Below are 24,402 nucleotides of genomic sequence, written 5' to 3'. Positions count from 1 at the left end.
TTCTACCGCGTGGGCTTGGACAACGGGGGCCCGTGTCGCCACGGGCGCTCCACTTCCGGACGTCAGGCTCCCCGCGCGTACCGGGGCGCCAGCGCCTTGTCCGCGAGCCAGTCCGCGGCGTCCTTCCACAGCGTGTCGCGGAAGGGCGCGCGGAAGAAGCCGAAGTGGCCGATGGGCTGGCCCACCTCCTTCGGGGAGAGCAGCCGGTGCTCCACGAGGGCTTCCGAGTAGATGGACAGCAGCGCGCGCACCGCCTCCGGCGAGGCGATGGGGTCGTCCGTGAAGCTGTAGGCCCGCAGCGGCAGGCGCAGCGAGGCATAGGCCTGGCGGCGCGACTCGCCGTCCTCGCTCAGCAAGTAGTCCGGGGACAGGCACCAGCGCGCCCACTGCGCGGCCACGCCCGCGGGCAGGTCCTCCGAGGTGCCGGCCCAGCCCGGCAGCTTCCCGAAGGCCTGGATGAGCGCGGGCGCCAGCACGCGCCAGTTGAACGCCATGCGCAGCCGCTGTGGGAACAGCCGGTAGTAGCCCGAGCCGGATGTCACCGAGAGCAGCGCCGCCACCTCGCTCGCGCTGTCCGCCAGTCCCAGGAGCTGGCCCCCCGCGCTGTGCCCCACGAGCAGCACCCGGCGCCCTGGGAAGCGCTCTCGCACGGTGGTGATGGCACCCGCCAGGTCCAGCGCTCCCCAGTCCTGGAAGCGTGCCTCGAAGCCCTGGAGCGACTCGGGACGCGAGCCGCCGATGCCCCGGTAGTCGTACGTGACGGTGGGCAGGCCGCGCTCGGCGAGGAACCGGGCGAAGGCCGAGTAGTACCGTTGCCGTGCTCCGACGGCGGCGCTCACCAGTACCACCGCGCCCAGCTCCGCGCCGGAGTGTGGGTAGAGCGTGCCCGAGAGCGCGTAGCCGTCCCGCGCCCGGATGGGGAAGGGGATGCCCGGGCCCGTGCCGGCCTCGCGGCCGGTGTCGTCCAGCGTCCTGTTTCGCACCGCCGGGCCCACTCCCGGCTCCAACGCCGTCACGTGAGACATGTGCAGCCTCCTGTCGGGTGGGACCGCCCCTGCGTGTCCCCCTCGATGGCGGAGATAGCGCCGGCCAGGCTGCATGGATGCAGCCCATCACTGCGACAATGCAGGTTCGGATGTGCCTGGGGTGGAGCCGCGAGGCCCGAGGCGGGCCACGACGGTGCCGCACCACGGTCCTGGGACGCGATGGGGCCCACGGTGCCCGGAGCGGGCTTCGACGGGGCTGCATGGATGGGGAACGATGGAGCCGTGGCGCCCGGACCGGCACTCGACGGTGCTGCACGGACGCAGCCCTTTGCTGCACCATCGCGGACATGGAGATGCGATGGGATGACCTGCGGTACCTGCTCGCGGTGGCCCGCCATGGCACCCTGGCGGCGGCGGCGCGCGAGCTGCGCGTGGACGCCACCACGGTGGGACGGCGGCTGGACGCGCTGGAGAAGTCACTCGGCACGCGGCTGGTGCTGCGCGGCGCGCGCACGCTGGCCCTCACCGAGGGCGCGGAGGCCGTGGTGGCGCGGGCCCGGGAGATGGAGGACGCCCTGCGCAAGCTCCACGGCGTCATGTCGGCCGAGGCCCGCGCGGTGGGCACCGTGCGCTTCACCGCCACCGAGTACATCGGCCAGGCGCTGGTCGCTCCCAACCTGGGAGACCTGCACGCGCGCCACCCCGGCCTGGACCTGGAGATGCTGGTGGGCTCGGAGGTGGTGAACCTCCAGCGTGGCGACGCGGACCTCGCGCTGCGGCTGGCGCCTCCGAAGGGAGACGCCCTGGTGGTGCGCAAGGTGGCGGAGGTGTCCTTCGCTCTGTACGCCTCGCGCGGCTACCTGCGCCGGTATGGCACGCCCCGCTCCGAGGACTTCCACGGCCACGCCGTGCTCGCGTATCGCGCGGGCCTCACGTCCGGCGCCGAGTCGGAGGAGCTGAAGCGGCTGACCCTGGGCGCCCGCCGCCTGCTCCAGAGCAACAGCGCCACCGTGCTGCGCGAGGCCGCGGCGGCGGGGCTCGGCGTCGCGCTGCTCCCATGTCTCAGCGGAGAAGGAGACGCGCGGCTGACGCGCATGAGCGGAGGAATCCTGGGCCGCCGCCCGCTCTGGCTCGTGGTCCACAAAGACTTGCAGAAGAGCCCGCGCGTCCGCGCTGTCTCGGAATGGCTGGTGGAATTGTGTCGCAGGGAGCGGGCGCGGCTCACGGGCGCTGAGTCATGAGTGCCCCATGCCAGTCGCCGTGGCGCCCATTGCCTCACATCAGGCGAGGTCGTCTCCCGTGTTTCATACTTATGACTCCCAGGCCACGGACGCGCAAATTCTGCGGGAAAGGGTTGGCCTTCCTCCAGTCATTCGAGTATATCATGGATTTGAATTTGAAAGTCATTATCAAAATCGCGGAGGCGTCTGGATGGCGAAGCAAGTGAAGGGGGCAGGCCGGGGCGGAGTCATGGGCGGGCTCGGGGTGTGTGCGGCGCTCCTGGTGGCGTGTGGGGACGACGAAACCCCCAAGCAGCCGACGCCGCCGACCACCCAGCCGCAGTTCCTCATCCACTCGGCGGTCGAGTCCAACGGCACCCGGATGAACTACTTCACCCTGGTCGACTCGCTCGACCAGGCGAAGCAGCTCGACTACGCGAACTCGCTCGAGCTGCCGGGCCGGCCGCGCCTCTACGCGGCGCAGGGCATCGGCTTCTTCGCCATCGGGCAGGGCGAGGCGCCCACCATCACCCGCTACGAGCTGCAGGAGGGAAAGCTGGTGGCTGGCGGGAGCGTCTCGTTCCAGGCGGAGGGCGTGCGCGCGCTGGGCGCCCAGGCCGTGCTCTTCATCAGCCCGACGAAGGCCTACTACAAGGACGATGCCCAGGCTCAGGTCATCGTCTGGAACCCCACGGAGATGGTCATCACCAAGACCATCCCGCTGCCCGCGACGCTGGTGAAGCCGGGCTACATCACCAGCCTCAGCCAGTGGGCCAGCCGCGAGGGCGAGGCCTACTTCGCCCTGGGCTGGACGACCCGCACGTATGACCAGGTCCTTCCGGGCACCGTGCTCGTCCGGTTCGACACGGCGACGGATGAGGTGACGGTCGTCAACGATGACCGCTGCCGCGACCTCTTCAAGACGGCGCGGCTCGGGAACGCGCTGTACTTCTTCAGCGGCGTCATCAACGGCCTGGGTCACACGGCCTACAGTGCCCAGAATGGCGGGCAGCAGGACTGCATCCTGCGCATCTCCCCGGGCCAGCGTGCCTTTGATGAGGGCTACGTCGGTACCATCTCCACGGCGCTCGGAGCCGGCAAGGTCGGCACCATCGTCTCCGTGACGGGGGACGGCCGGGCCCTGGTCCAGGCCGCCGACACCTCCATCACCCCCAGCGCCCCCGGCACGACCTATAGCGAGTGGTACAGCAAGGGCTGGAGCTGGTGGAGCGTGCCGCTCGAGACCCTCTCCGGCGCCACGCGCGTGCCGGGCGAGCCCGGGCCGTACAGCGGCTTCGCCGTGAGCGACGGCTCCAGCTTCTTCATCAGCCAGGGCACCACGAACTACTCCGTCTCCACCCTGATGGAGATGAGCTCCGGCACGCCGAAGGCCGGCGTGTCCTTCCCCGGCTTCGTGCTCGACGTGGCGCGAATCCGCTAGCACCTCCCACGGGGTTCCGTGGGCCTTGGCTCTCGCGGAACCCCGCTGACTCCTCCTCCGCGCAGGCGGCATGTCAGTCCTGGGCCGTAGTGTATTCGGCGCTGAATCGCCGCCGCGGCGTGTCAGCCCAGGGCCGTAGTGTGTCTCGCGGTTGAAACGCGGTTGCAGCGTGTCAGCCACGCCAGGGCCGCGGTGTGTCTCGGAGGTGAGGCGAAGTTTCAGTGTGTCGGCCCTCGCGAGGGTCGCAATGTGTCTCGACGTTGAGTCGTCGTCGCGGCGTGTCGGCCCACGCGGGGCCGTGGTGTGTCTCGAAGTCGAGTTGTTGTCGCAGCGTGTCGGCCCACGCCAGGGCCGTGGTGTGTCTTGAAGTCGAGTTGTCGTCGCAGCGTGTCGGCCCACGCCAGGGCCGTGGTGTGTCTCGAAGTCGAGCCGTAGTCGCAGTGTTTCGGCCCACGCCTGGGCCGCGGTGTGTCTCGGAAGTGAATCGCAGTCACAGCGTGTCAGCCCACGCCAGGGCCGTGGTGTGTCCAGAGTCTGAGAACGATTTGCAGTATCGAAGTCAAAAAATGAAGAGGGATCAGAATGCGAGTCGAAGCTGAGGAAGGGAAGCAGCAGGCGCCGGACGTGGCGCCCCGCTGGCCTCGCCGCCCGTCATCGGTGCTGGCGGGCTCTCGCGAGGGCCTGGCCGCGGTGTCCGCCGCGCTGACGGGTGCGGTGGGCAGCGCGCTGGCCATCGCGCGGTGGCCCACGGGCCCGCTGCGCGCGGGCGCTCCGGCGGACGTGCTGGCCGCGGCGAAGGCGGCGCTGGGCGGGGACGGCATCCCCGAGGAGGGCATGGGCTCGGAGGCCGCGCTGGCGCGGCTGGGCCGGGTGCTGGTGGAGCACGGCCTGCACCTGTCGCACGCGCACGCGGTGGCGCACCTGCAGCCGCCTCCGCTGGCCGTCGCCGTGGCCGCGGATGCGCTGGCCAGTGCGAGCAACGCGTCGCTGGACACGTATGACTCGGGGCCGTCCGCCATCGCCGTGGAGCGCTGGCTCATCGCCGGGCTCATCGAGCTGGCCGGACTGGGGAGCAGCGCCGACGGAGTGCTCACCCCGGGCGGCTCGCTGTCGAACCTGATGGGCCTCCTGCTGGCGCGGGACGCGGCCGCGCTGCGCCGGGGCATCGACGCGCGCAAGGAGGGCGTGAGCGCGCTGCCGGGGCCCGTCGTCTTCTGCTCGGAATTGGCGCACTTCTCGGTGCACCGCGCCTGCGCGGCGCTCGGCCTGGGGGAGGGCGCCGTGCGGCCCGTGCCCACCGACTCGCGCCGCCGCATGAGCCCCGACGCGCTGGCCGCCATGCTGCGCGAGCTGGGTCCGGAGCACACGCCGCTGGCCATCATCGCCACGGCGGGGACGACGGACTTCGGCTCCGTGGACCCGCTGCCGCAGATCGCGGCCATCGCCGCCGAGCACGGCGTGTGGCTGCACGTCGACGCGGCGTACGGCTTCGGGACGCTGTTCTCCGAGCGGCTCGCGCCCCGGCTGGCCGGCATCGAGCTGGCGGACTCCATCACCCTGGACCTGCACAAGCTGGGCTGGCAGCCCGCCGCGGCCAGCGTGCTGCTGGTCTCCGACGCGAAGGCATTCACCGCGCTGGAGCGCCAGGTCGCCTACCTCAACCCGGAGGACGACTCGGAAGCCGGCTACGACGGCCTGCTCGGCCGCAGCCTGCAGACGACGCGCCGCCCGGACGCGGTGAAGGTCGCCGCCACGCTGCTGGCCCATGGTCGCCGCGGCCTGGGCGACATGGTGGACACCTGCCATGACCTGGCCCGGCACGCCGAGGCGCGCATCAAGGCCGAGCCCGAGCTGGAGCTGGTGGCCCCCGCCGAGCTGACCACCGTCGTGTTCCGTTACCGCACCGGCGAGGACCCGGCGCGCGAGGACGAAATCAACGGCCAGCTGCGCCGCCGGCTGATGGAGACCGGCGTCGCGCTGATTGGCCGCACCGCGGTCCGCCTGGACGGGCCCGGCTCTCCTGAGCGCGTCTGCCTCAAGTTCACCCTGCTCAATCCCACCACGACGCCCGAGGAGCTCGACGCCCTCGTGAACGCCGTGCTCGCCGCGGGTCGCGCCTGCTCGCCCCGCTACCAGAAGGGGGCCGCATGAGCGCCGCCGCACTTCCCCTGTACGCCGCTTCCAACACCGACCCGCTGAACGACACGGACGCGCGCCGCGCCGCGGAGCACGCCCACCTGGAGGCGCTGCTGCGCTGCTGGCTGGTGGAGACGCACACGCCCGTCCACCCCGGCCCGCTGCGCATCGCGCTGCCGAGCACGGGGCTCGCCCTGCGCACCGACGTGTCGCACTGCTCGCCGAGCGGGTGGCACCGCTTCGGCCCGGTGTTCCTGGAGGGTCCGGGTGGCGCCTCGCTCGCCGACCCCGTCCTCGCCGTGGCGCTGGTGGCGCATGAGGCCGCGATGCGCGGCGGCGCGCGCCGTGGTGGCGTTCCCGCGGGACAGGTGGCCGACCTCGTCGAGCGCACGGCGGAGTCGGTGCGCCGCGTCTCGGACTTCGTGGCCGACCGCCGCGCGCATCCGCGGCCTCCTCCGCCGGTGGATGGCTTCCTCGACGCGGAGCAGGCGCTGCTGCTCGGACACCTGCACCACCCGGCGCCCAAGAGCCGGGATGGGCTCTCCACCACGGACTCCGCGGACTTCTCCCCGGAGCTGCGGGGCTCGTTCCGGCTGCACTGGTTCGCCGCGGACCCCTCGGTGATTTCGCACGACGCGGTGGGCGGCTCGCCCTCGCTCTCCGGGCGGGACACGGTGGCGCTGCTGGCGGACCTCGCGGAGCGGCCCATGAACGACGGCCGCGTGCTGGTGCCGGCGCATCCGTGGCAGGCGCGGGACGTGCTGCGGCGGCCGCGAATCGCCGCGCTCATCGAGGCGGGCCTGCTGACGCCGCTGGGCGAGAGCGGGCCGCGCTGGTGGGCCACGTCGAGCGTGCGCACCGTGTACCGGCCGGACGTCTCGGTGATGCTGAAGCTGTCGCTGGGACTGCGGCTGACGAACTCGCGCCGCGAGTCCACGCGCACCGAGCTGAAGCGCGGCCTGGAAATCCACCGGCTGCTGGACGCCGGCTACGCGCGGGACACCTTCGCCGCCCACCCGGGCTTCTCCATCGTGAGGGACCCCGCGTGGCTGGCGGTGGACGAGCCCTCGCGGCCCGGGGGCCCGGACGTGACGGGCCTGGACGTGGCGGTGCGCGAGGTGCCTCCGGGCATCGCGGACCTGCGCTGCCTCGTGGGCCTCGTGGCGCCGCGCCCGGGGATGGGGCGCAGTCAGCTGGGCACGCTGGTGGCCGGGCTCGGCTCGGGCGCCGCGGAGCAGTGGGTGGCCGACTACACGGACCGCGTGCTGGTGCCCATGCTGCACCTGTACGCGTCCACCGGCATCGGGCTCGAGTCGCACCAGCAGAACACCCTCGTCCGGCTCGATGAGAAGGGCCGGGTCATCGGCTCGGCGTTCCGGGACAACCAGGGCTATTACCTCGCGTCGTCGCACCTGCCGAAGCTGCTCGGGCTGCTGGGCGTGGAGGCCTCCACGCTGGCCGTGGTGGACGACGCCATCGTCGACGAGCGGCTCTCGTACTACCTGCTGCGCAACCAGGCGCTCGCGGTCATCGGGTGCCTCGGCGTGGACGGGCTGGGCGACGAGCGCCGGCTGCTCGCCGTCATGGCCGGGCGGCTGCGCGAGGCGCTTCCGTCGCTGGCCGCGGCGGGGCCCCGGGGAGACCGGCTGGCCCGCAGGTGGTTGGAGGCCGACTCGCTGCCCTGCAAGAGCAACCTGCTCACCCGGCTGCATGGCATCGACGAGGTGCTCGCGCCGCTGGACGCGCAGTCCGTGTACCTCGACGCGCCCAACCCCTTGCGGGAGGCGGTGCGATGACGGCCGCGCTGAGAGAGGACACCGCGAGCATCGTCGTGCCCGCGCCCCCGGTGGCGCGCGTCCGCGCTCCGTGGTCCATCCGCCCCGCGAGCGTCTCCCAGGATTTGGAGCGCGTGTGGCGGTGGAATCAGGCCCCGCACGTGGCCGCGTTCTGGAAGCAGGCGTGGCCGCTGGAGCGCTGGCGGGCGGAGCTGGAGCGGCAGCTGGCTGGAGACCACTCGCTGCCGTGCATGCTGGAGCACGAGGGCGCTCCCGTCGCCTACCTGGAGGTGTACCGCGTCATCCGGGACCGGCTGTCCGGGCACTACGCGGAGCGGCCCCACGACCTGGGCGTGCACGTGGCCATTGGCGAGCTCGGCCACACGGGCCGTGGCCTGGGTCGGACGCTGCTGCGCGAAGTGGCCGAAGGGCTGCTCGCCGCGGACCCCCACTGCACCCGGGTGGTCGCCGAGCCCGACTCGGGCAACGCGCCCTCGCTGCGTGCCTTCTCCGCCGCCGGCTTCCGGGCCGTCGGCTCCATCAACCTGCCTGACAAGACGGCGACGCTGTTCGTCTTTCCCCGTTCCGAGGAGGACCTCCCGTGAATGTCGTGACTCCTGATTCTTCCCCGCTGCACACCGAGCACGACGTGGTGGCGATTGGCTGCGGCCCGTTCAACCTCGGCCTCGCGGCGCTCGCGTCCACGGTGAAGGGACTGGACCTCGTGGTGCTCGAGTCCCGGCCGGAGCTGCGCTGGCACCCGGGCCTGATGTTCGACGAGGCCCTGCTCCAGCTCAGCTTCCTCGCCGACCTCGTCACCCTGGTCGACCCCACGCACCCGCTGTCCTTCCTGGCGTACCTGAAGGACAAGGACCGGCTCTACCCGTTCTACATCCGCGAGCGCTTCCACCCGACGCGGCGCGAGTACGAGGACTACCTGCGCTGGGCCGTCGCGCAGCTCCCCTCGGTGCGCTTCTCGCACCAGGTGGAGTCGGTGGACTGGGACGCGGAGCGCCAGCGCTTCATCCTCAAGGTCCTGCGCGGTGACGGGCGCCGGCTGCAGATGACGGCGCGCGATGTCGTCATCGGCATTGGCACCGAGCCGTCGCTGCCCAAGGCGCTCGCGTCGCTGCCGGCCAGCAAGCGGGTCCACACCGGCGAGTACCTGCACCGGCAGCCCGAGGTGGAGGCCGCGCGGCACGTGACGGTGGTGGGCTCCGGGCAGTCCGGCGCCGAGGTGGCCCTGCACCTGCTGCAGCGCAACCTCGCGGGCGGAGGCGCGGTGAGCTGGCTGACGCGGACGGTGTCGTTCGCGCCGCTGGACTACACGAAGCTGACGCTGGAGATGACCACGCCGGCGTACGTGAAGTACTTCCACGCGCTGCCGCAGCCGACCAAGGACCGGCTCGTCGCCGAGCAGTGGCGGCACTACAAGGGCATCTCGACCGAGACGCTGGAGCAGGTGCATGACCTGCTCTACCGCCGGGAGCTGGAGCAGGGACTGGCCGACGTGGAGCTGCGCTGTGGCGTCGCGGTGGACGACGCCTCGGTGGACGGCTCGGGCAAGGTGGTGCTGCGCTGCCGGCACCTCGACACCGGGGCGACGTTCGAGCACTCGACGGAGCTGGTGGTGGCGGCCACCGGGTACAAGCAGCGGTCGCCCGTCTTCCTGCGGCCCATGGATGGGCTGATGCGGTGGGACGAGCAGGGCCGCTACAAGGTCCGGCTGGACTACTCGGTGGAGCTGGCGCCCGAGGTGAGCGGGCGCATGTTCGTCACCCACGCGGACCTGCACAGCCACGGCGTCGCCGCGCCCGACCTGGGCGTGTCCGGGTTCCGCAACGCCACCATCCTCAACACCATCATGGGGCGGGAGGTGTTCAGGCTGCCCCAGCGCACCGCCTTCTCCCGCTTCGGGGTGCCGGAGACCCCCGCGCGTGCGCGGCCCCAGGCCCAGCCCCAGACGCCGGTGCCGGCCGACGTGCCCGTCGTTCCCGACGGCGCGCTTCGGGCTCCCGCGGCGCGTGCTTCGGAGGCTTCGTGAGCGTGCGTTCACAAGACGGTGCTGGCGTTGCGCTCGCGAGCGACGCGTCGGCACCCTCACCCTCGCGTGACGACGCCCGTCGCGCGGCGCTCTGGACGTTCGCGCTCGTGAGCGCGGGCGGTGTCGTGATGACGCTGGACGTGACGGTGGTCAACGTCGCGCTGGCGGCCATCGCGAAGGACCTGGGCGCCGGGCTGAACCAGGTGCAGTGGACCGTCTCCGCCTACTCGCTGGCGTTCGGCGCCCTGCTGCTCACCGCGGGCGCGCTGTCGGACCGCATCGGCCGGCGGAGTGTCTTCGTCGCGGGCATCACGCTGTTCACCCTGGCCTCGGCGATGTGCGGCCTGGCACCCAACGCGGGCGCCCTCATCGCGGCCCGCGTGGCGCAGGGGCTCGGGGGCTCCATGGTGTTCGCTCCCGCGATTGCCCTCATCGCCGCCGTGTACGAGGGCGACGCGCGCCGCAGCGCCATCGCCACCTACGCGGCCATCGCGTCCGCCGCGGGCGCGCTCGGGCCCGTCGTGGGAGGCATCCTCGTCGAGCTGGTCGGCTGGCGGTGGATCTTCCTCGTCAACGTGCCCATCGGCGTGGCGGTCGTCATCGGCGCGCTGACGCGGATGCCCGCCCTCACCCCGCAGAACTCCAGCCGACGCCTGGACCTGCTGGGGGCGCTGCTCGCCATCGGCGTACTGCTGTCGATTCACTACCCCCTCGCGGTGGGGCCGGACGTCGGCTGGGGCTCACTCCAGGTGCTCGTCCCCGCGTGCGCGGGAGTCGTGCTCGTCGTGGCGCTCGTCGTGAGCCAGCGGCGGCCCGGTAGCATGTTGGACCTGGAGCTGCTGCGCATCCCCGCGCTCTCGGGGGCGGCGGTGCTCGGGTTCCTCGCGCGCATGTCGAGCCTGGGCGTGCTCGTCTTCACCTCGCTGTGGCTGCAAATCGCGGCCGGAGGCTCGCCGCTCCAGGTGGGGCTGCGGCTGCTCCCGCTCACCGGGAGCCTGCTGGTCGTGGGCATGTTCATGTCCCGGCTTCAGAAGCGCTTCTCCGCCGCGGGACTGGTGTCCAGCGGGTTCGCCTTCCAGGGGGCCGGGCTGGGACTGCTGGCCCTCGCCGCGGCCGCGACGCAGGCCCAGTGGGCCCTGGGCTTCGCGGGGCTGGTGCTGATGGGGGCGGGAGGGGCCATCATCTTCCCGCCCATGATGGGCGTGGCCGTCAGTGTGGTTCCCCCGGAGCGCGCGGGGATGGCGTCGGGGCTCACCAACGCCTGCTACCCCCTGGGCACGGCCACGGGCGTCGCCGTCTTCGGCGTCGTCTTCTCCTCGCGACTTGGCTCCAGCCTCTCGGACGGCCTGCTGCCCGCCGAGGCCGTCCGTCACACGCGCGCGGCGGTGGAGACCGGCCAGTTCGACGCCGTCGAGCCCGCCTTCATGCCGCTGGCCCAGGTGGCCTTCTCCCACGCGTACCTGTCCGTCTGTCTCGCCGCCGCGGCGGTGTGTCTGGTGGGCGCCGCGCTCGCCCTCCGCGTCATGTCCAACCCGGCGTCCCGGGCCTCGCGCCCGGCCGTCCGTGAGCATTCCCTTTCCTTGAAGGAGTCACCATGAAGTCCCGTAACGAAGCCCTGGACCTGAACACCCCCGTCTCCCTCGTCCCCGCTCCGGCCTCCGACGAGAGCCGCGGCCACCCGGTGCCGGCCCTGTCGGAAGTGGGCCCCGCCGCGTGGCGTGAGGCCAACCGGCGGCTGCTCGCGAAGGCGCTCGGCGAGTGGTGCTTCGAGGAGATGCTCAAGCCCGTGACCGAGAGCGAGGGGCGCTACCGCGTCGACCTCGGCAGCGGCACCTCGTACAGGTTTGCCGCGCGGCCGGGCGCCTTCGGTTGGATGAAGGTGGACCCGAACTCCATCACCCGCAGCGCCACCAGCATGCTCGGCAACAGCATCGCCGAGCCGGCCTGGGACGCGCTGCAGTTCCTGACGGACGCCGTCTCCACGCTGGGCACGGACCCGTCCACGCTGGCCACGTACTTCAACGAGCTGTCCTCCACGCTCGCGGTGGACGCGGCGCGCATCACCCATGGCGGCAGCACTGTCTCGGAGCTGCGCGCGCTGGGCCACACCGAGCTGGAGTGCCACATGACGGGGCACAACTGGCTGGTGGCGAACAAGGGCCGGGTGAACTTCTCCGCGTCCGACGTGCGCCGCTACGCCCCCGAGGCGCGCCAGCCGGTGCGGCTGCTCTGGGTGGCCGTGCACCGGGGGCTGGCGGAGTTCCGCGGCACCTCCGAGCTGTCCGAGCGAGAGATTCTCGCCCGCGAGCTGGACGAGGCGACGCGCACCCGCTTCACCCGCGTGTTGACCACTGCCGGCCTGCAGCCGGACGCCTTCGTGTGGATGCCCGTGCACCCGTGGCAGTGGGAGCACGCGGTGCAGGTGCTGCACGCCGCGGACGTGGCCCAGCGCCGCATCGTTCCGCTGGGGGAGAGCCCCGACCTGTACCTGCCGGGCCAGTCCATCCGCACCATGGCGAACGTGACGACGCCGGGCCGCTGGGACGTGAAGCTGCCGCTGAAGATTCTCAATACGCTCGTCTGGCGCGGCATTCCTCCGCACTGCACGCTGGGTGCGCCCGTCGTCACGCAGTGGCTCAAGTGCCTCCTGGACAGCGACCCCTTCCTCACCGAGGAGTGCCGCACGGTGTTCCTCGGCGAGGTCGCCTCGGTGACGGTGCGGCACCCGTACCTCTCCAAGGTGGCGGACGTGCCGTACCAGCACCTGGAGACGCTGGGCTGCATCTGGCGCGAGCCGGTCGCCGCGCGGCAGGACTCGCACGAGCGGGTGCGGACGTTCGCATCGCTGCTCCATGTGGACGCGAAGGGTGATGCGTTCGTCGCTGAGCTGGTCCGCGCGTCGGGGCTGAGCGTGGAGGCGTGGCTGCAGCAGCTGTTCGACACGCTGCTCATCCCCATCATGCACGTGCTGTATCGCTACGGCATCACCTTCAACCCGCACGGGCAGAACACCCTGCTGGGCTTCGACGAGAAGGACGTGCCGCGCCGGCTGTACCTGAAGGACTTCGTGGACGACGTGTGCGTGTCCTTCACCGACGTGCCCGAGCGCGGCCCGGAGCCGGACGGGCATGACCACGTGCTGCCGCGCAAGCACCCGTCGGTCATCCGCCAGCACGTGGTGGACCAGGTCTTCGTGGGGCACTTCCGCTACCTGGCGCCGCTGTGCGCCGAGCAGCTCGGCATGCCGGAGAAGGCGTTCTGGAAGCAGGTGCGCCGCACCATCCTGGCCTTCCACCAGCGCTTCCCCGAGCTGCGTGAGCGCTTCGCCGAGTACGACCTGCTCGTCCCGGAGATTCCGCGCTACGCGCTGAACCGCGACCGCATCGTCGTCACCCGCTACACGGACCGCGCCCTGCGTCACGCGCTGTATCCGAACGGGACGCTGCCCAACCCGCTCGCGCACGACTGACGCGTCGTGCCTCCTCCCCCGCGCCATTCCGGGTGCGGGGGAGGGGAGGGCAGGGCCCTGCTTCGCGCCACGCCTGGTGTGCCCCCGTGCTCCTCATCCAGGCAAGGCGCGGGCACTGCGTGCCGCCGTTTCACGCCACGCCTGGTGTGCCCCCGTGCTCTTCATCAAGGCATGGCGCGGGCACTGCGTGCCGCCGTTTCACGCCACGCCTGATGTGCTCCCGTGCTCTTCAGCGAGGCATGGCGCGGGCACTGCGTGCCGCCGTTTCACGCCACGCCTGGTGTGCTCCCGTGCTCTTCATCAAGGCATGGCGCGGGCACTGCGTGCCGCCGTTTCACGCCACGCCTGGTGTGCTCCCGTGCTCTTCAGCGAGGCATGGCGCGGGCACTGCGTGGCCCTGCTTCGAGCCACCCTGGCTCGGCTCCCGTGTCGGTCACGCGCGGGAGCGGAGCGCGGTGTGGCCTCGCTCCGCGCCGCCGCGTTCAAACCTTGGGAGTGCCCGTCGCGGGCACCGGAGGACGGGCCACGGGCCCGGGCTGCGTCGCGGGCTGGACGCGCCGCCGCCGGTTGCGGCGCAGCCACAGCAGCATGCCGGTGAGGCTGAGCATCGGAACGCCAAGTCCCGCGAGCACGTACAGGAGCCTCACCGGCAGGCCACCCCAGTGCCCCTGGTGGAGCGGGAAGGCGAGCACGTCGAGCTTCCCACCCAGAGCCAGCGCCTCCGGGCGCCGGACGTCGAGCACGCCGAGGTTGCTCGCGTCGAGGGTGACGGTGCTCGCGTACCGGCCGTAGAGCTTCGACTCCCGGGCGTGGCGTCCCATGACGATGAAGCGGTCCGTCGGCAGGGCCCGCAGCTCCACCCAGCTCGGCTCCAGGTCGGGCACGGCGCGCCGCGCGGCGGCGATGGCCTCGTCGAAGGTATGGGCGCTGCGGGGCGCGGGCCCGGTGGGCGCGGGCCGTCCGTCAGGCCGCTTCCAGAAGTCCGCGGTGAAGGTGGCGCGCAGCATCCACAAGCCGCTGACCGCCAGCAGCAGGTTGAGCGCGAGCGTCCACACGCCCACCATCCGGTGCAGCGAGGAGAAGCGCGCCATCCAGCCCTTGTTGCGCAGGGGCTCGCGCAGCATGAGCGCGCGCAGCAGCTGCTTGCGGTAGACGAACGTCCCCGTCACCACGGAGAGGGCGAGCAGGATGGCCGCCAGCACGACGACGAGCTGGCCGACCTGCCCCGCCGTGAGCTGGTAGTGGAGCAGGTACACCCAGCTCACCGGGTCATCGAAGAAGCGCGTGTGGCCCGAGCCCCAGATGCGGGTGCCGCGCAATTCTCCGGTGTACGGGTCGACCAGCGCGATGTGCGTGGGCCCGCCGCGGGGGCCCACGGCCTGGACGGCGAGCGTCTTCGGCTCGCCGGGAGGCGGCACGCGAAAGCCCCGCACGCGGGCCTCCGGGAAGGCGCGCTGCGCCGTCTCGAAGGCGCGCTGGTACGACAGCTCCCCGGCGGCCGGGTCGACCTTGAAGAGCCTGGGGAAGAGCGCCGCGTCGAGCTCCGAGTGGAAGACGAGCACCGCGCCGCTCAGCCCGACCACGACGAACACCAGGGCACCCAGCAGTCCCGACCAGGAGTGGATGCGCATCACCAGGCGCGTGATGTTGGCGCGGTGGGCTGGAGGCATGGTCAGAGCTCCATCGTGAGCTTGAAGAAGAACGAGCGGCCCGGGCGCTGCGCGCCGAAGAAGTCGTAGGTCTTCGCGTCGGTGAGGTTCTGCGCCTCGAGCGTGCCGCTGAACGCGGGGCGCACCGGGAGCGCGTAGGTGACGGCGAGCGAGTGCGTCAGCTGCGAGGGCACCTTCTGCTTGTCCTCGCGCAGCCCCTGGCTCTCCCAGCCGCGGAAGAAGCCATGCACGTAGCGCGAGGTGACGCTCAGCGAGGCCTCGTCCCCGGCGCGCAGCAGCGAGCCGCGGCGCAGCGAGGCGGTGACGTTGGCGAAGAGCCAGGGCCGGTTGGGGATGCGGTCCCCCGAGTAGGCCCCGTAGGTGCCCTCGCTGGAGGCGTTGCGGAAGTCCTGCCAGGTGGTGTTCGCGTCCAGCGACAGCCACCCGCCGGGCACCGTCCACCCCGCGGCGGCCTCCACGCCGAGCGAGCGCGCCGCGTACACGTTGGCGAAGGTGTACACGCTGTCATTGCCCAGCAGGACGATGAGCTGGTCCGCCAGCCGCGCGAAGCCGCCCACGCTGCCGCGGAAGGTGCCCGCGGGGGTGGAGAGGTCGCGCAGCTCCAGCTCCACGTTCGCGTTGTGGCTCGTCTCGGGCTCCAGGCCCAGGTTGTCGAGGATGAGCACGCCATCCCCGAAGAACTCGTCCGGACCGGGAAGGCGGGTGGCGTACTCGTACGAGGCCTTGGCCAGCAGCCCGTGAGGCAGCAGCAGCCGCGCGTTGAGGCCCGCGCCCACGTGTCCGCTCGTCTGGTCCCTCCGTCGCGTCACGTCTCCGGCGAGCACCTCCTCGGACCGCGAGCGCAGCAGGTAGCCCTTCACGAAGGTGACGTTCTCCAGCCGTCCCTCCCATGTGCGCAGCTCGTGCTCGAGGCCGGCCACCCCCGTGAGCAGCTCGCGCTGGGCGCGCAGCGGGTCCCGCTGGCCCGTGCCCCGCAGCAGGCGTTCCTCGCCCTGGCGCGTCACGAAGGTGGGCGCCAGCGACAGGCGCAGGCTCTGCGAGTCGGTGAGCGCGTGGGCGGCGTGCAGGCGCGCGAAGGTGCTGTGCTGGCGGATGAGCCGGTCGGTGGGCGCGGTGCTCAGCTCACCGGGCTGGAGCCGCTCGCGCACGCGGTTGCCATGCCAGTCGTAGACGAACGCCGACGTGTCGCGGAAGCCCGTGTCACGGACACCGTGGCCCGCCGTCCCCTCCAGCCGCAGCTTCCCGGACAGCAGCTCCGCGGACGTCCAGCTCAGCAGCGCCCCGTACGCGGCCTCCGTGGAGCGGGCCTCGCCGTAGGGCACCGTCATCACCACGTTGTGCTGCAGCTCCTTGCGGGCGCGGGTGCCGTAGGCGCGCAGCGAGAGGCGCTCGGCGAAGGGGCGGTTCGCGACGCCCACCTCCAGGCCCCCGCCGAGCGCGCGGTAGCCGTCGTGGAAGCGCGAGACGCTCGCGGGCTCGAGCCGCCCCTGGGCGTTGGGGACCTCCACGTCCACGCGGTAGTCGTTGCGGGCGAGGTCCCCGAAGGCATGGCCCTTGAGGAAGAAGCCTCCCTCGCCGAACTGGTGGCGGCCGGCGAGCGAGCCGCGCCAGGTGCCGAACGAGCCGGCCTGGAGCGAGGCGGAGGCGCCACTCGGCTCGTCGCCGTCGGAGGAGACGAGGTTGACGGCGCCTCCGAGCGCATCCGCGCCGAAGCGCACCGGCACCACGCCCCGGTACACCTCCACGCGCTTCAGGAGGTTCACCGGCACGTTGGCCAGCTCCACGCCGAAGCCGGCCAGCTCCAGCGGCACGCCGTCCACGAAGAAGCGCACCTGCTCCCCGGAGAAGCCATTCAGGGACAGGCGGCTGGAGGAGCCGAGTCCTCCCGTGCGCTGGACGCTGACGCCCGCGTTGCGGCTGAGCACCTCGCCCAGGTCCGCCGTCTGCTGGTGGGCCTGCTCCAGCTCCACGACGCGCACGGCCTCGGCGGACGCCTTGCGCTCCTCGGCGCGCGTCAGCTTCCGGCCCTCCACGTCGATGGTGGTCTCCATTCCCTCGGTCGACACCAGCTCCGCGTGGAGCGTCGTGCTCTGCCCGGCCGCCACCTGGACGCGGTAGCCCGCCGGCTCACAGCCGGGAACGTAGGTATGGACCTCGTAGGTGCCCGGCGCGAGCCCCTCGACGCGGAATCGCCCCGATGAGTCCAGCTTCAGCGGCCGCATCTGCCCGTTGGCGTCGAGCAGCAGCTCCGTCTGGGCCAGCACGCCACCGGGACAGGGCGTCACCCGTCCATCGATGGTGCCGGCCACGGCGGCCGGAGCCGGCTCGGTGGGCGCTGGCGCCGGCTGGGCGGACGCGACCCCGGCGAGGAGGAGCAGCAGTCCCCCGGTGAAAGACGACGTCGGGCTGACGCTGCGTCGGGTTTTGACTTCGATTTGCAAAATCGCCCGCACACATGGGCACTTACTCAACCAGGCAAGCGGCGTCAAACCTGATGGAGGGAGGGGACCAGCGGTGGACACCGGGCCGGGGTCGGCCCTGCCCCCTCCGTGGGGGAGCCCACAGTCGGGAGATCAGGATTAAGCGTTCCTGTCGTGGTTTCGAGCGGCGTGGGAGGCCATGGCGACGCGGCGCATCACCCCCCCGCCGGGCTCAGGTCCCGGAATGGAAGTTCCATTCCGGGGCCGGGCCTCACGGCGGGCTCTCCCGGGGCGAGTGCCTCCGGAATGGAACTTCCATTCCGGGGACGGCCCTGCCTCGGCCGGGTGGGTTCCACCTGCGTGGAAGCGCCACCCGGGCGAGACGGACGTCACTTCACGCGGTAGCGGGCCTCGGCGGGGCTCGGCCCTCCGGAGCGGACCACGCCGCGGTCCGGGTTGGCGGCCAGGTGCTCCAGCACCTTGAACACCGTCTCCACCTCGTCCGGCAGGCCGATGTCCGCGGCGAGCTGCTCCGCCGAGCGGGCCTCCGTGCCGGCCTCGCCCAGGCGCTTCGTCACCTTGCGCTGCAGGTCCAGCACCGCGCCCGCGGCCTTCTTCCCCGCCTCCACGCCCGGCTGGTGGTACGCGTTGATGTTCACCAGGCTGGCGTAGAGGCCCACCGCGCGCTCATACAGCGCAATCAGCGCGCCCACCGTGCGCGCGCTCACGTCCGGCACCGTGAGGGTGATGGACTCGCGGCCCTTCTCGTACAGCGCTCGGCGCGTGCCGAGCAGGAAGCCCAGCAGGTAGTCCCCGCTGGTGACGCCGGGCTCCACCTCGAACGCGCCGGACGGCCGGTCCTTCAGCACCTCGATGAAGGTGACGAAGAAGTTGAGCACGCCCTCGCGCAGCTGCTGCACGTACGCGTGCTGGTCCGTGGAGCCCTTGTTGCCGTAGACGGCGATGCCCTGGTTCACCACCTTGCCGTCCAGGTCCAGCTCCTTGCCCAAGGACTCCATGACGAGCTGCTGGAGGTAGCGCGACATCAGCAGCAGCCGGTCCTTGTACGGCAGGATGACCATGTCCTTCGTGCCGCGCCCGCCGCCCGCGTGGTGCCACATCAGCGCGAGCAGCGCGGCCGGGTTCTTCAGCGCGTCCCGCTGCCGCGTCGCCACGTCCATGTCCCGCGCGCCCGCCAGCATCCCGTCGATGTCCAGGCCCTGCAGCCGCGCCGGCAGCAGGCCCACCGCCGACATCACCGACGTGCGCCCGCCAACCCAGTCCCACATGGGGAAGATGCGCAGCCAGCCCTGCTTGCGCGCGTGGTTGTCCAGCTCGCTGCCCGCGCCGGTGACGGCCACCGCGTGCTTGCTGAAGTCGAGCCCCTTCGCCTGGTACGCGCGCGCGGCCTCCAGCATGCCGTTGCTCGTCTCCTTGGTGCCGCCCGACTTGCTGATGACCAGCGTCAGCGTCTCCGCCAGCCTGTCACCGAGCTGCGCCACCACCCGGTCCATGCCGTCCGGGTCGGTGTTGTCGAAGAAGGCCACCTGCATCTTGTCGGCGTGCGTGCCCAGCGCGTCCGCCACCAGCTGCGGCCCCAGCGCCGAGCCGCCGATGCCCACCAGGAGCAGGTGCGTGAAGCGCTGCGCCTTCTGCGGCTTCACCTTGCCCGCATGCACGTCCGCCGCGAAGGCGTGGACGGCGGCCACCGTGTCGTTGATGTCCTTCTGGAGCCCGGGCTCCGGCGCCGTCTGGGGAGCGCGCAGCCAGTAGTGGCCCACCTTGCGCTTCTCGTCCGGGTTGGCGACGGCGCCCTTCTCCAGGGCCTCCATGTCCGCGAAGGCCTTGTCCATTTGCGGCCGCATCCGGTCCAGGAAGTCCGCCGGGAAGCGCATGCGCGAGACGTCGAGCGTGAACCCCACGGACGGGACGACGCACAGATACCGCTGGTACCGCTCCCACAGCTCACGCTCGCTCATGGCTCCTCCCGACCTCCGGTGCACCTGTGAAAAGTGCCGTGTGGCTTAGCGCCTCCGCTCCCGGGTGGGAAGCCGGACGCGAGTGCCCCGGAGGGCAAAGGCCATGCGAGGCCCGATGCTCAACACCTCGGGCCCGTCGAGTGGGCCGCCGAGGTGGAGGGCCCCGCCGGCACGTGCTTGGGAAGGCCCGGGCCGACGGCGGCGGAGGGGGAGGGCGGCTCAGGCCGACGGCCGGGCCGGCTCCGCGGCGGGTGGCTCGGGCGGTGGCAGCGGCTCCGGCTTCCAGGCCGGGTTGCGGAACACGTAGCCCAGCCGGTGCCGCAGCGGCCCCGGCCTCACCGCGTCGCGGGCGATGGCCACGAACTCGTGGAAGGCGATGCGCACCGGGTTGTACGTGTGGATGTTCTTCGTCAGCCCGTAGATGGGCTTCTCACCCTCGGGCTCGAAGGTGCCGAAGAGCCGGTCCCAGATGATGAGGATGCCCGCGTAGTTCTTGTCGAGGTAGCGCGGGTTGGACGCGTGGTGCACGCGGTGGTGCGACGGCGTGTTGAGCACCCACTCCAGCGGGCGCGGCAGCCGGCCGATGGCCTCGGTGTGAATCCAGTACTGGTAGAGCAGGCTGACGGACTGCTGCACGACAATCATCACCGGGTGGAAGCCCAAAAGCGCCAGCGGCGCCCAGAACACCCAGCCGGTGGGGTTGGTCCACGTCTGCCGCAGCGCCGTGGAGAGGTTGTAGTGCTCGCTGGAGTGGTGCACCACGTGGGACGCCCAGAAGAAGCGGCTCTCGTGGTGGACGCGGTGGAACCAGTAGTAGCAGAGGTCCTCCGCGAAGAAGAGCAGCACCCAGGCCCACACGCTGGAGCCCAGCCGCAGCGGCGTCCACTCGTAGAGCGCCAGGTAGCCGGCGAAGGCGATGCCCTTCCACACGAGGTTGACGGCCACGTTGCCCAGTCCCATGGAGAGGCTGGCGAGCGTGTCCTTCCAGGTGTGGCCCTTCACGGGGCGGCCCTCGTCCCGGAGCTTCTTCACCCAGAGCGCCTCGGCGATGACCGTGATGATGAAGACGGGAATGGCGGGGGTGATGAGGTCGGGGATGCGGGCTGCGTCCATGACGGGCCTCTCCTTATGGACGGGGGCGGCGGCGAGGCCGCTCCGGGGTGGGTGAAAGCGCGGTGCGCATGAAGCGCGTGAGGGTGTCCAACATGCGGCGGTGCGCCGGGTCATTCGGGCGAGCGCTGCCGCCAACGACGGCGCCCTGCACCGCGTCCAGCGCCAGCTCCACCACGCCGTCGAACTCCGGGTGCGTGGCGGCCTCCGGGAACAGCTCACGGGCCACCCGGTGGAGGTTCTCCCGGTGCGGGCCGTCCACCGCCTCCAGCGCCGCGCGCAGCTCCGGGTTGGTGCGTGCCGCGACGTACAGCTCGATGGCCGCCTGCAGCTCCGGCCGCTGGTAGGCGGCCCACAGCATGTCCACCGCCGTGGCGATGCGGTCCTTGTTGGACGGCCGGGCGCCGACGCCCGCCAGGTAGTCCTGGATGATGCGCGGGAAGAGGTGCTCCACCGCCGCCGCGAGCAGCTCCTCCTTGGTGTCGAAGTGCGTGAAGAGCGCGCCCTGTGACAGGCCCGCCCGCTTCGCCACGTCCACCGTCGTCAGTCGCGCATGGCCCAGCTCCACCAGCGCCTGGATGGTGGCGTCCAGCAGCTTGCGGCGCGTCGTCTCGCGCCGCTCCTGCTGCGTGCGGCGGGGAGGGGGCGTCCCCTCCGGCGGGGAGGTCTTCGAAGCCATTTCACGGAAAGCATAACGCCGAACTTAACGAGTGACCAGTCACTAAGTTGGAGGCAGGCAAGAGGGCTAGGGTCCGGCAGGCAGGGTGGTACCTTCCGCGGCCTGATGCGTTGGCTCACGAACCTCTTCCTGTGGCTCATTGCGGTACCGGTGGGATTGGCCGGTCGCTTCGCGGACTGGGGCACGAAGCTTCGGCAGCGCCTGCTCTACTGGCAGCAGTTCCGGCCCCGGCCGGGGGACGTCTACATCGCCACGTACCCGAAGTCCGGCACCACCTGGATGCAGATGATTCTCGTGCAGCTCGCCAGCGGCGGGCGCGCGGAGTTCGACCACATCCTCCAGGCGTCGCCGTACCTGGATGAGCTGATGCGCTTCGAGCGCGTGGACCACCTGGAGCGGCTGCCGTCGCCCCGGCTCATCAAGACGCACCTGTCCTACGAAGAGCTGCGGCCGCCGAGGGACGCGCGCATCATCTTCGTCACGAGGGACGTGAAGGACACGCTCGTGTCCTGCTACCACCACGCGGAGCTGGCGGCGCGGTTCCGCTCGCCCTTCGACCTGTTCATGGACGCGATGCTGCGCGGGCGAGGCCCCTTCCGGGACTGGTTCGCGTACATGCGCTCATGGCTGCCCCACCGGCACGACGCCAACGTGCTGTGGGTGCGGTACGAGGACCTGAAGAGCGACCTGGAGGGACAGGTGCGGCGCATCGCCGCCTTCACGGGCATCCCGCTGGAGGAGGCGCGGCTGGGCGACATCCTCCAGCGGTGCGGCTTCCAGTACATGAAGCAGCATGACGGGAAGTTCGACTTCCGCACCGGCCTGTACGAGGCGTCCCCTGGCGGCTTCATCCGCCAGGGGGGCTCGGGTGGGAAGAACCAGCTCATCCGCGACGAGCACGCCGCGGAGCTGACGCAGAAGGTGTCGCTGCTGCGCAGTGAGCTGGGGCTGAGGAACACGGAGGCGCTCTAAGCCTCCGATGCGGCCGGAGACGGGCCCTGGCCGAGACGCCGCGTCGCCAGCCAGAACCCCCAGGCGAGAAGACTGACCGCCGCGCCGAGTGTGCATACGCCCGCCCATCCCGCATGACCATAGGCGGTGGTCGAGCTGATGGCGCCGAGCCCGCTGCCGATGGAATAGAAAACCATATAGCCCCCGACGATGCGGCTGCGCGCTTCGGGCCGCACCGCGAAGAGCATGCTCTGGTTCGTGACGTGAACGGCCTGGACGGCCAGATCGAGCAGCACCACGCCGACCATCAGCCACAGCAGCGACAGGTCCAGGAACGAGAGGGGCAGCCAGGCCAGTAGCAGGACGGCAAGGGCCATGCCGGTGGTGCGCTGGCCACGGCCCTCGTCGGCCAGACGCCCGGCACTGCCCGCGGCCAGGGAGCCGGCAATGCCAATCAGGCCGAACAGCCCCACCTGGGTGGACGAAAGGGACAGCGGCGGCGCGCTGAGCGGCAGCACCATCGACGTCCAGAAGATGCTGAAGGCGGCGAAGATCAGCAGGGCCAGGAGGGCCCGAACCCGGAGCAACGGCTCTTCGACGAACAGCAGAAGCATGGAGCGCAGAAGCGCGGGGTAGGAGGAGGGCCGTTCGGTCTTCGCCTCATCGGGCAGAACGCGCAGCAGCAGTGCCGACATCACCAGCATGGCGGCGGCCGATGCGAGATAGACGCTGCGCCAGCCCCCCATATCGGCGAGCGCGCCCGAAATGAACCGGGCCAGCAGGATGCCGATGACGATGCCGCTGGTCACCTTGCCCACGGCCCTGCCGCCGCCGCCGGGCCCGGCCAGGGTGGCGGCGAAGGCAACGAGCACCTGAACGGCAACGGCGAGCAGGCCGACCACCACCAGCGCGCCGAGCAGCAGGGGAAGGCTGGGCGCGAGGGCGGCGAGCAGCAGAGCCGCGACGGAGAGAAAGCCCTGCCCTGCCACCATGCGGCGGCGGTTGAAGAAGTCGCCCAGTGGAACGATGAGGATGAGCCCGGCGGCATAGCCGAGCTGGGTGACGGTGACGACGATGCCGATGGCTTCGGCGCTCACCCGGAACTCCCGGGCGACGGCGTCCAGGAGCGGTTGAACGAAATAGATGTTGGCGACGCTGAGCCCCGCCGCCACGGCTAGCAGGAGCGTCATGGCCGGGGTGAGGCCGCCTGCTGGGACAGAAGAGGCGGCCTGCTGAGCCTCACTGCCACCGAGTTCGCCAGCGATGGACTGCTCGTGCTTCATGACGGGGCTCCCTCCAATTGGTTCGATGATGAGACCAGTTGAGGCGGATGGCCTCTAGTTCTAAGATAGAACCAGTTTGAGGTTCTGAATCGCCATGGAGGGGCCGATGGTTCGGCGGACGAGTCTGGAGGGAGCACGGTGTCCGGTGGCGCGAGCGCTGGACGTCATCGGCGACTGGTGGTCGCTGCTCATCATCCGCGATGTCTTCGACGGCCTGCGCCGGTTCAGCGAGCTGCACGAGAGCCTGGGCGCGGCCAGGGGCATCTTGTCGGCGCGTTTGCGGCGGCTGGTGGAGCAGGGCGTGCTGGAACTTGTCCCTGCCTCCGACGGCAGTGCCTATAAGGAATACGCCCTGACACCCAAGGGGCAGGGCCTCTTCCTGGTGATCGTGAGCCTGCGCCAATGGGGCGAGGATTTCCTCTATGCGCCGGACGAGCCGCGCTCGGGGCTTGTCGACGCGAAAACCGGTGAGCCGGTCGCGCGGCTGAAACTCCGCACGAAAAACGGGCGGCCTCTCGATTGGGACAACACGCTCGTCAAGATGCCCGCGGAGTGAGGTGTACGCGTCAGCGAACCACGCCAACCTCCTTCAGCGAAGTCGGGTCAGGGCCTGACGAGCGACGTCATGGAAGGAGTCCCGCGGCAGCGGAGTGAAAGCCGGGCCGCACAACGTCGCGCCTGATTCAGCCAGGACGTCGTAAGGCCCCACGGGCGGAGGCACTCGCCCGCCTCGGCGCCGGCGTCCCCCGCCGTCAGCGCCGTCCAGAGCACCCGCCCATGGGATTGATTTTCTCCCCAGATGAGCTCCTCACCCACCCGCACGCTTCCCGGTGCCAGCGCGCCCCACGCGCTCTCCGTGCGCCAGCACCTCCCGCGGCGACGGACGTGTCCGACCGCCCAACGCCTCCGGCCGGGGCCAGTCCGGATGCCCGTGCACAAAGGTGAAGTGGAAGCGCTTCCGCGTCGCGCACCACGCCAGGTGCCTCTCCGGACGCGCCAGCTCCCTCTCGAAGTCCCCCATGCGATTCGGCGGATGTCGCCCTCGGCCTCCTGGCGCACCTGCTGGGCGCAGCCCGCCTTGCTGTCATGGCGCCGGAAGCAGCTGCCCACCGACATCCTCCCCGCCCTCGCCTGTGCCTCGGCGCGCACATGCCCATGGCCGCGCACGGACCGCTTCGCCGCCGACTTGCGCAGCGTCATCTCGGACAGGTCCTCCGAGGACCCCATCCCCTCCCAGCC

18 protein-coding genes are annotated in these 24,402 nt (G+C 71.3%); 11 read left to right on the top strand and 7 right to left on the bottom strand.

Going from position 1 to position 24,402, the window contains the following annotated elements; genetic code table 11:
- Positions 1–62: 62 nt before the first annotated feature.
- Positions 63–1,025, bottom strand: a complete 963-nt coding sequence (locus HG543_RS22320; protein WP_169346857.1) for an alpha/beta hydrolase family protein — start codon at positions 1,023–1,025, stop codon at positions 63–65.
- Between the two features lie 308 nt (positions 1,026–1,333).
- Here HG543_RS22320 and HG543_RS22315 point away from each other — a divergent pair, with 308 nt between their 5' ends.
- From HG543_RS22315 to HG543_RS22280, 8 genes are all read left to right on the top strand, one after another.
- The gene (locus HG543_RS22315) at positions 1,334–2,227 is read left to right on the top strand and encodes a LysR family transcriptional regulator (protein ID WP_169346856.1); all 894 of its coding nucleotides are present in this window, start codon (positions 1,334–1,336) and stop codon (positions 2,225–2,227) included.
- 190 nt (positions 2,228–2,417) lie between these two features.
- Positions 2,418–3,647 (top strand): DUF4374 domain-containing protein, encoded by a 1,230-nt coding sequence (locus HG543_RS22310; protein WP_169346855.1) that lies wholly within the window; start codon positions 2,418–2,420, stop codon positions 3,645–3,647.
- Between the two features lie 582 nt (positions 3,648–4,229).
- Positions 4,230–5,798 carry a pyridoxal phosphate-dependent decarboxylase family protein gene (locus tag HG543_RS22305; RefSeq protein WP_169346854.1) on the top strand — a complete coding sequence of 523 codons (1,569 nt, stop codon included), beginning with the start codon at positions 4,230–4,232 and terminating at the stop codon, positions 5,796–5,798.
- The gene (locus HG543_RS22300; RefSeq protein ID WP_169346853.1) at positions 5,795–7,579 is read left to right on the top strand and encodes an IucA/IucC family protein; all 1,785 of its coding nucleotides are present in this window, start codon (positions 5,795–5,797) and stop codon (positions 7,577–7,579) included. The genes HG543_RS22305 and HG543_RS22300 overlap by 4 nt, the downstream gene beginning before the upstream one ends.
- Entirely contained in the window at positions 7,576–8,163 is a 588-nt protein-coding gene (locus tag HG543_RS22295; protein ID WP_169346852.1) for a GNAT family N-acetyltransferase, read from the top strand. The genes HG543_RS22300 and HG543_RS22295 overlap by 4 nt, the downstream gene beginning before the upstream one ends.
- Complete coding sequence (locus HG543_RS22290) at positions 8,160–9,602, top strand: SidA/IucD/PvdA family monooxygenase (RefSeq protein WP_169346851.1); 1,443 nt, start codon at positions 8,160–8,162, stop codon at positions 9,600–9,602. The genes HG543_RS22295 and HG543_RS22290 overlap by 4 nt, the downstream gene beginning before the upstream one ends.
- 2 nt (positions 9,603–9,604) lie before the next feature.
- Positions 9,605–11,200: an MFS transporter gene (locus tag HG543_RS22285; protein WP_169346850.1), complete on the top strand. Its 1,596-nt coding sequence runs from the start codon at positions 9,605–9,607 to the stop codon at positions 11,198–11,200.
- Positions 11,197–13,071 carry an IucA/IucC family protein gene (locus HG543_RS22280; protein WP_169346849.1) on the top strand — a complete coding sequence of 625 codons (1,875 nt, stop codon included), beginning with the start codon at positions 11,197–11,199 and terminating at the stop codon, positions 13,069–13,071. Before HG543_RS22285 ends, HG543_RS22280 begins: the two co-directional genes overlap by 4 nt.
- Before the next feature lie 482 nt (positions 13,072–13,553).
- On the opposite strand, the gene HG543_RS22275 is transcribed toward HG543_RS22280, so the two are convergent.
- The 5 genes from HG543_RS22275 to HG543_RS22255 all read right to left on the bottom strand — a co-directional run bounded on the left by HG543_RS22275 (position 13,554) and on the right by HG543_RS22255 (position 20,929).
- A complete protein-coding gene (locus tag HG543_RS22275; protein ID WP_169346848.1) occupies positions 13,554–14,741 on the bottom strand; it encodes a PepSY-associated TM helix domain-containing protein in 1,188 nt (395 codons plus the stop codon).
- A 2-nt stretch (positions 14,742–14,743) separates the two neighbouring features.
- Entirely contained in the window at positions 14,744–17,182 is a 2,439-nt protein-coding gene (gene mxcH / locus HG543_RS22270; RefSeq protein ID WP_246357217.1) for a TonB-dependent siderophore myxochelin receptor MxcH, read from the bottom strand.
- Between the two features lie 368 nt (positions 17,183–17,550).
- Positions 17,551–19,140: a glucose-6-phosphate isomerase gene (locus tag HG543_RS22265; protein WP_169346847.1), complete on the bottom strand. Its 1,590-nt coding sequence runs from the start codon at positions 19,138–19,140 to the stop codon at positions 17,551–17,553.
- 219 nt (positions 19,141–19,359) lie between these two features.
- Positions 19,360–20,253 (bottom strand): sterol desaturase family protein, encoded by an 894-nt coding sequence (locus HG543_RS22260; protein ID WP_169346846.1) that lies wholly within the window; start codon positions 20,251–20,253, stop codon positions 19,360–19,362.
- A 13-nt stretch (positions 20,254–20,266) separates the two neighbouring features.
- The gene (locus tag HG543_RS22255; RefSeq protein ID WP_169346845.1) at positions 20,267–20,929 is read right to left on the bottom strand and encodes a TetR/AcrR family transcriptional regulator; all 663 of its coding nucleotides are present in this window, start codon (positions 20,927–20,929) and stop codon (positions 20,267–20,269) included.
- 105 nt (positions 20,930–21,034) lie between these two features.
- Between HG543_RS22255 and HG543_RS22250 the strand changes: the two genes are divergently transcribed.
- Complete coding sequence (locus HG543_RS22250) at positions 21,035–21,901, top strand: sulfotransferase domain-containing protein (RefSeq protein ID WP_169346844.1); 867 nt, start codon at positions 21,035–21,037, stop codon at positions 21,899–21,901.
- Here the strand turns inward: HG543_RS22250 and HG543_RS22245 are convergent.
- Positions 21,898–23,163, bottom strand: coding sequence for an MFS transporter (locus tag HG543_RS22245; RefSeq protein ID WP_169346843.1), 1,266 nt, complete (start codon positions 23,161–23,163; stop codon positions 21,898–21,900). The genes HG543_RS22250 and HG543_RS22245 overlap by 4 nt on opposite strands.
- Positions 23,164–23,308: 145 nt before the next feature.
- On the opposite strand from HG543_RS22245, the gene HG543_RS22240 reads away from it, so the two are divergent.
- Positions 23,309–23,719 carry a winged helix-turn-helix transcriptional regulator gene (locus HG543_RS22240; protein WP_343073412.1) on the top strand — a complete coding sequence of 137 codons (411 nt, stop codon included), beginning with the start codon at positions 23,309–23,311 and terminating at the stop codon, positions 23,717–23,719.
- A 477-nt stretch (positions 23,720–24,196) separates the two neighbouring features.
- The coding region (locus tag HG543_RS54565; RefSeq protein WP_211194087.1) for a hypothetical protein at positions 24,197–24,402 on the top strand (206 nt) is incomplete at its 3' end.

The sequence above is a fragment of the Pyxidicoccus fallax genome, from assembly GCF_012933655.1.
GTDB lineage: Bacteria > Myxococcota > Myxococcia > Myxococcales > Myxococcaceae > Myxococcus > Myxococcus fallax.
The sequence above is the reverse complement of the archived record's forward strand: the minus strand, read 5'-3'. Positions and strand labels throughout refer to the sequence as shown.

Bases quoted from the DNA above. Each gene is read 5' to 3' on its own strand.
- HG543_RS22300 (WP_169346853.1), top strand. From the start codon at position 5,795: ATGAGCGCCGCCGCACTTCCCCTGTACGCCGCTTCCAACACCGACCCG.
- HG543_RS22275 (WP_169346848.1), bottom strand. From the start codon at position 14,741: ATGCCTCCAGCCCACCGCGCCAACATCACGCGCCTGGTGATGCGCATC.
- HG543_RS22315 (WP_169346856.1), top strand. From the start codon at position 1,334: ATGGAGATGCGATGGGATGACCTGCGGTACCTGCTCGCGGTGGCCCGC.
- HG543_RS22265 (WP_169346847.1), bottom strand. From the start codon at position 19,140: ATGAGCGAGCGTGAGCTGTGGGAGCGGTACCAGCGGTATCTGTGCGTC.
- HG543_RS22260 (WP_169346846.1), bottom strand. From the start codon at position 20,253: ATGGACGCAGCCCGCATCCCCGACCTCATCACCCCCGCCATTCCCGTC.
- HG543_RS22295 (WP_169346852.1), top strand. From the start codon at position 7,576: ATGACGGCCGCGCTGAGAGAGGACACCGCGAGCATCGTCGTGCCCGCG.
- HG543_RS22250 (WP_169346844.1), top strand. From the start codon at position 21,035: ATGCGTTGGCTCACGAACCTCTTCCTGTGGCTCATTGCGGTACCGGTG.
- HG543_RS22255 (WP_169346845.1), bottom strand. From the start codon at position 20,929: ATGGCTTCGAAGACCTCCCCGCCGGAGGGGACGCCCCCTCCCCGCCGC.
- HG543_RS22320 (WP_169346857.1), bottom strand. From the start codon at position 1,025: ATGTCTCACGTGACGGCGTTGGAGCCGGGAGTGGGCCCGGCGGTGCGA.
- HG543_RS22245 (WP_169346843.1), bottom strand. From the start codon at position 23,163: ATGAAGCACGAGCAGTCCATCGCTGGCGAACTCGGTGGCAGTGAGGCT.
- HG543_RS22310 (WP_169346855.1), top strand. From the start codon at position 2,418: ATGGCGAAGCAAGTGAAGGGGGCAGGCCGGGGCGGAGTCATGGGCGGG.
- HG543_RS22280 (WP_169346849.1), top strand. From the start codon at position 11,197: ATGAAGTCCCGTAACGAAGCCCTGGACCTGAACACCCCCGTCTCCCTC.
- HG543_RS22305 (WP_169346854.1), top strand. From the start codon at position 4,230: ATGCGAGTCGAAGCTGAGGAAGGGAAGCAGCAGGCGCCGGACGTGGCG.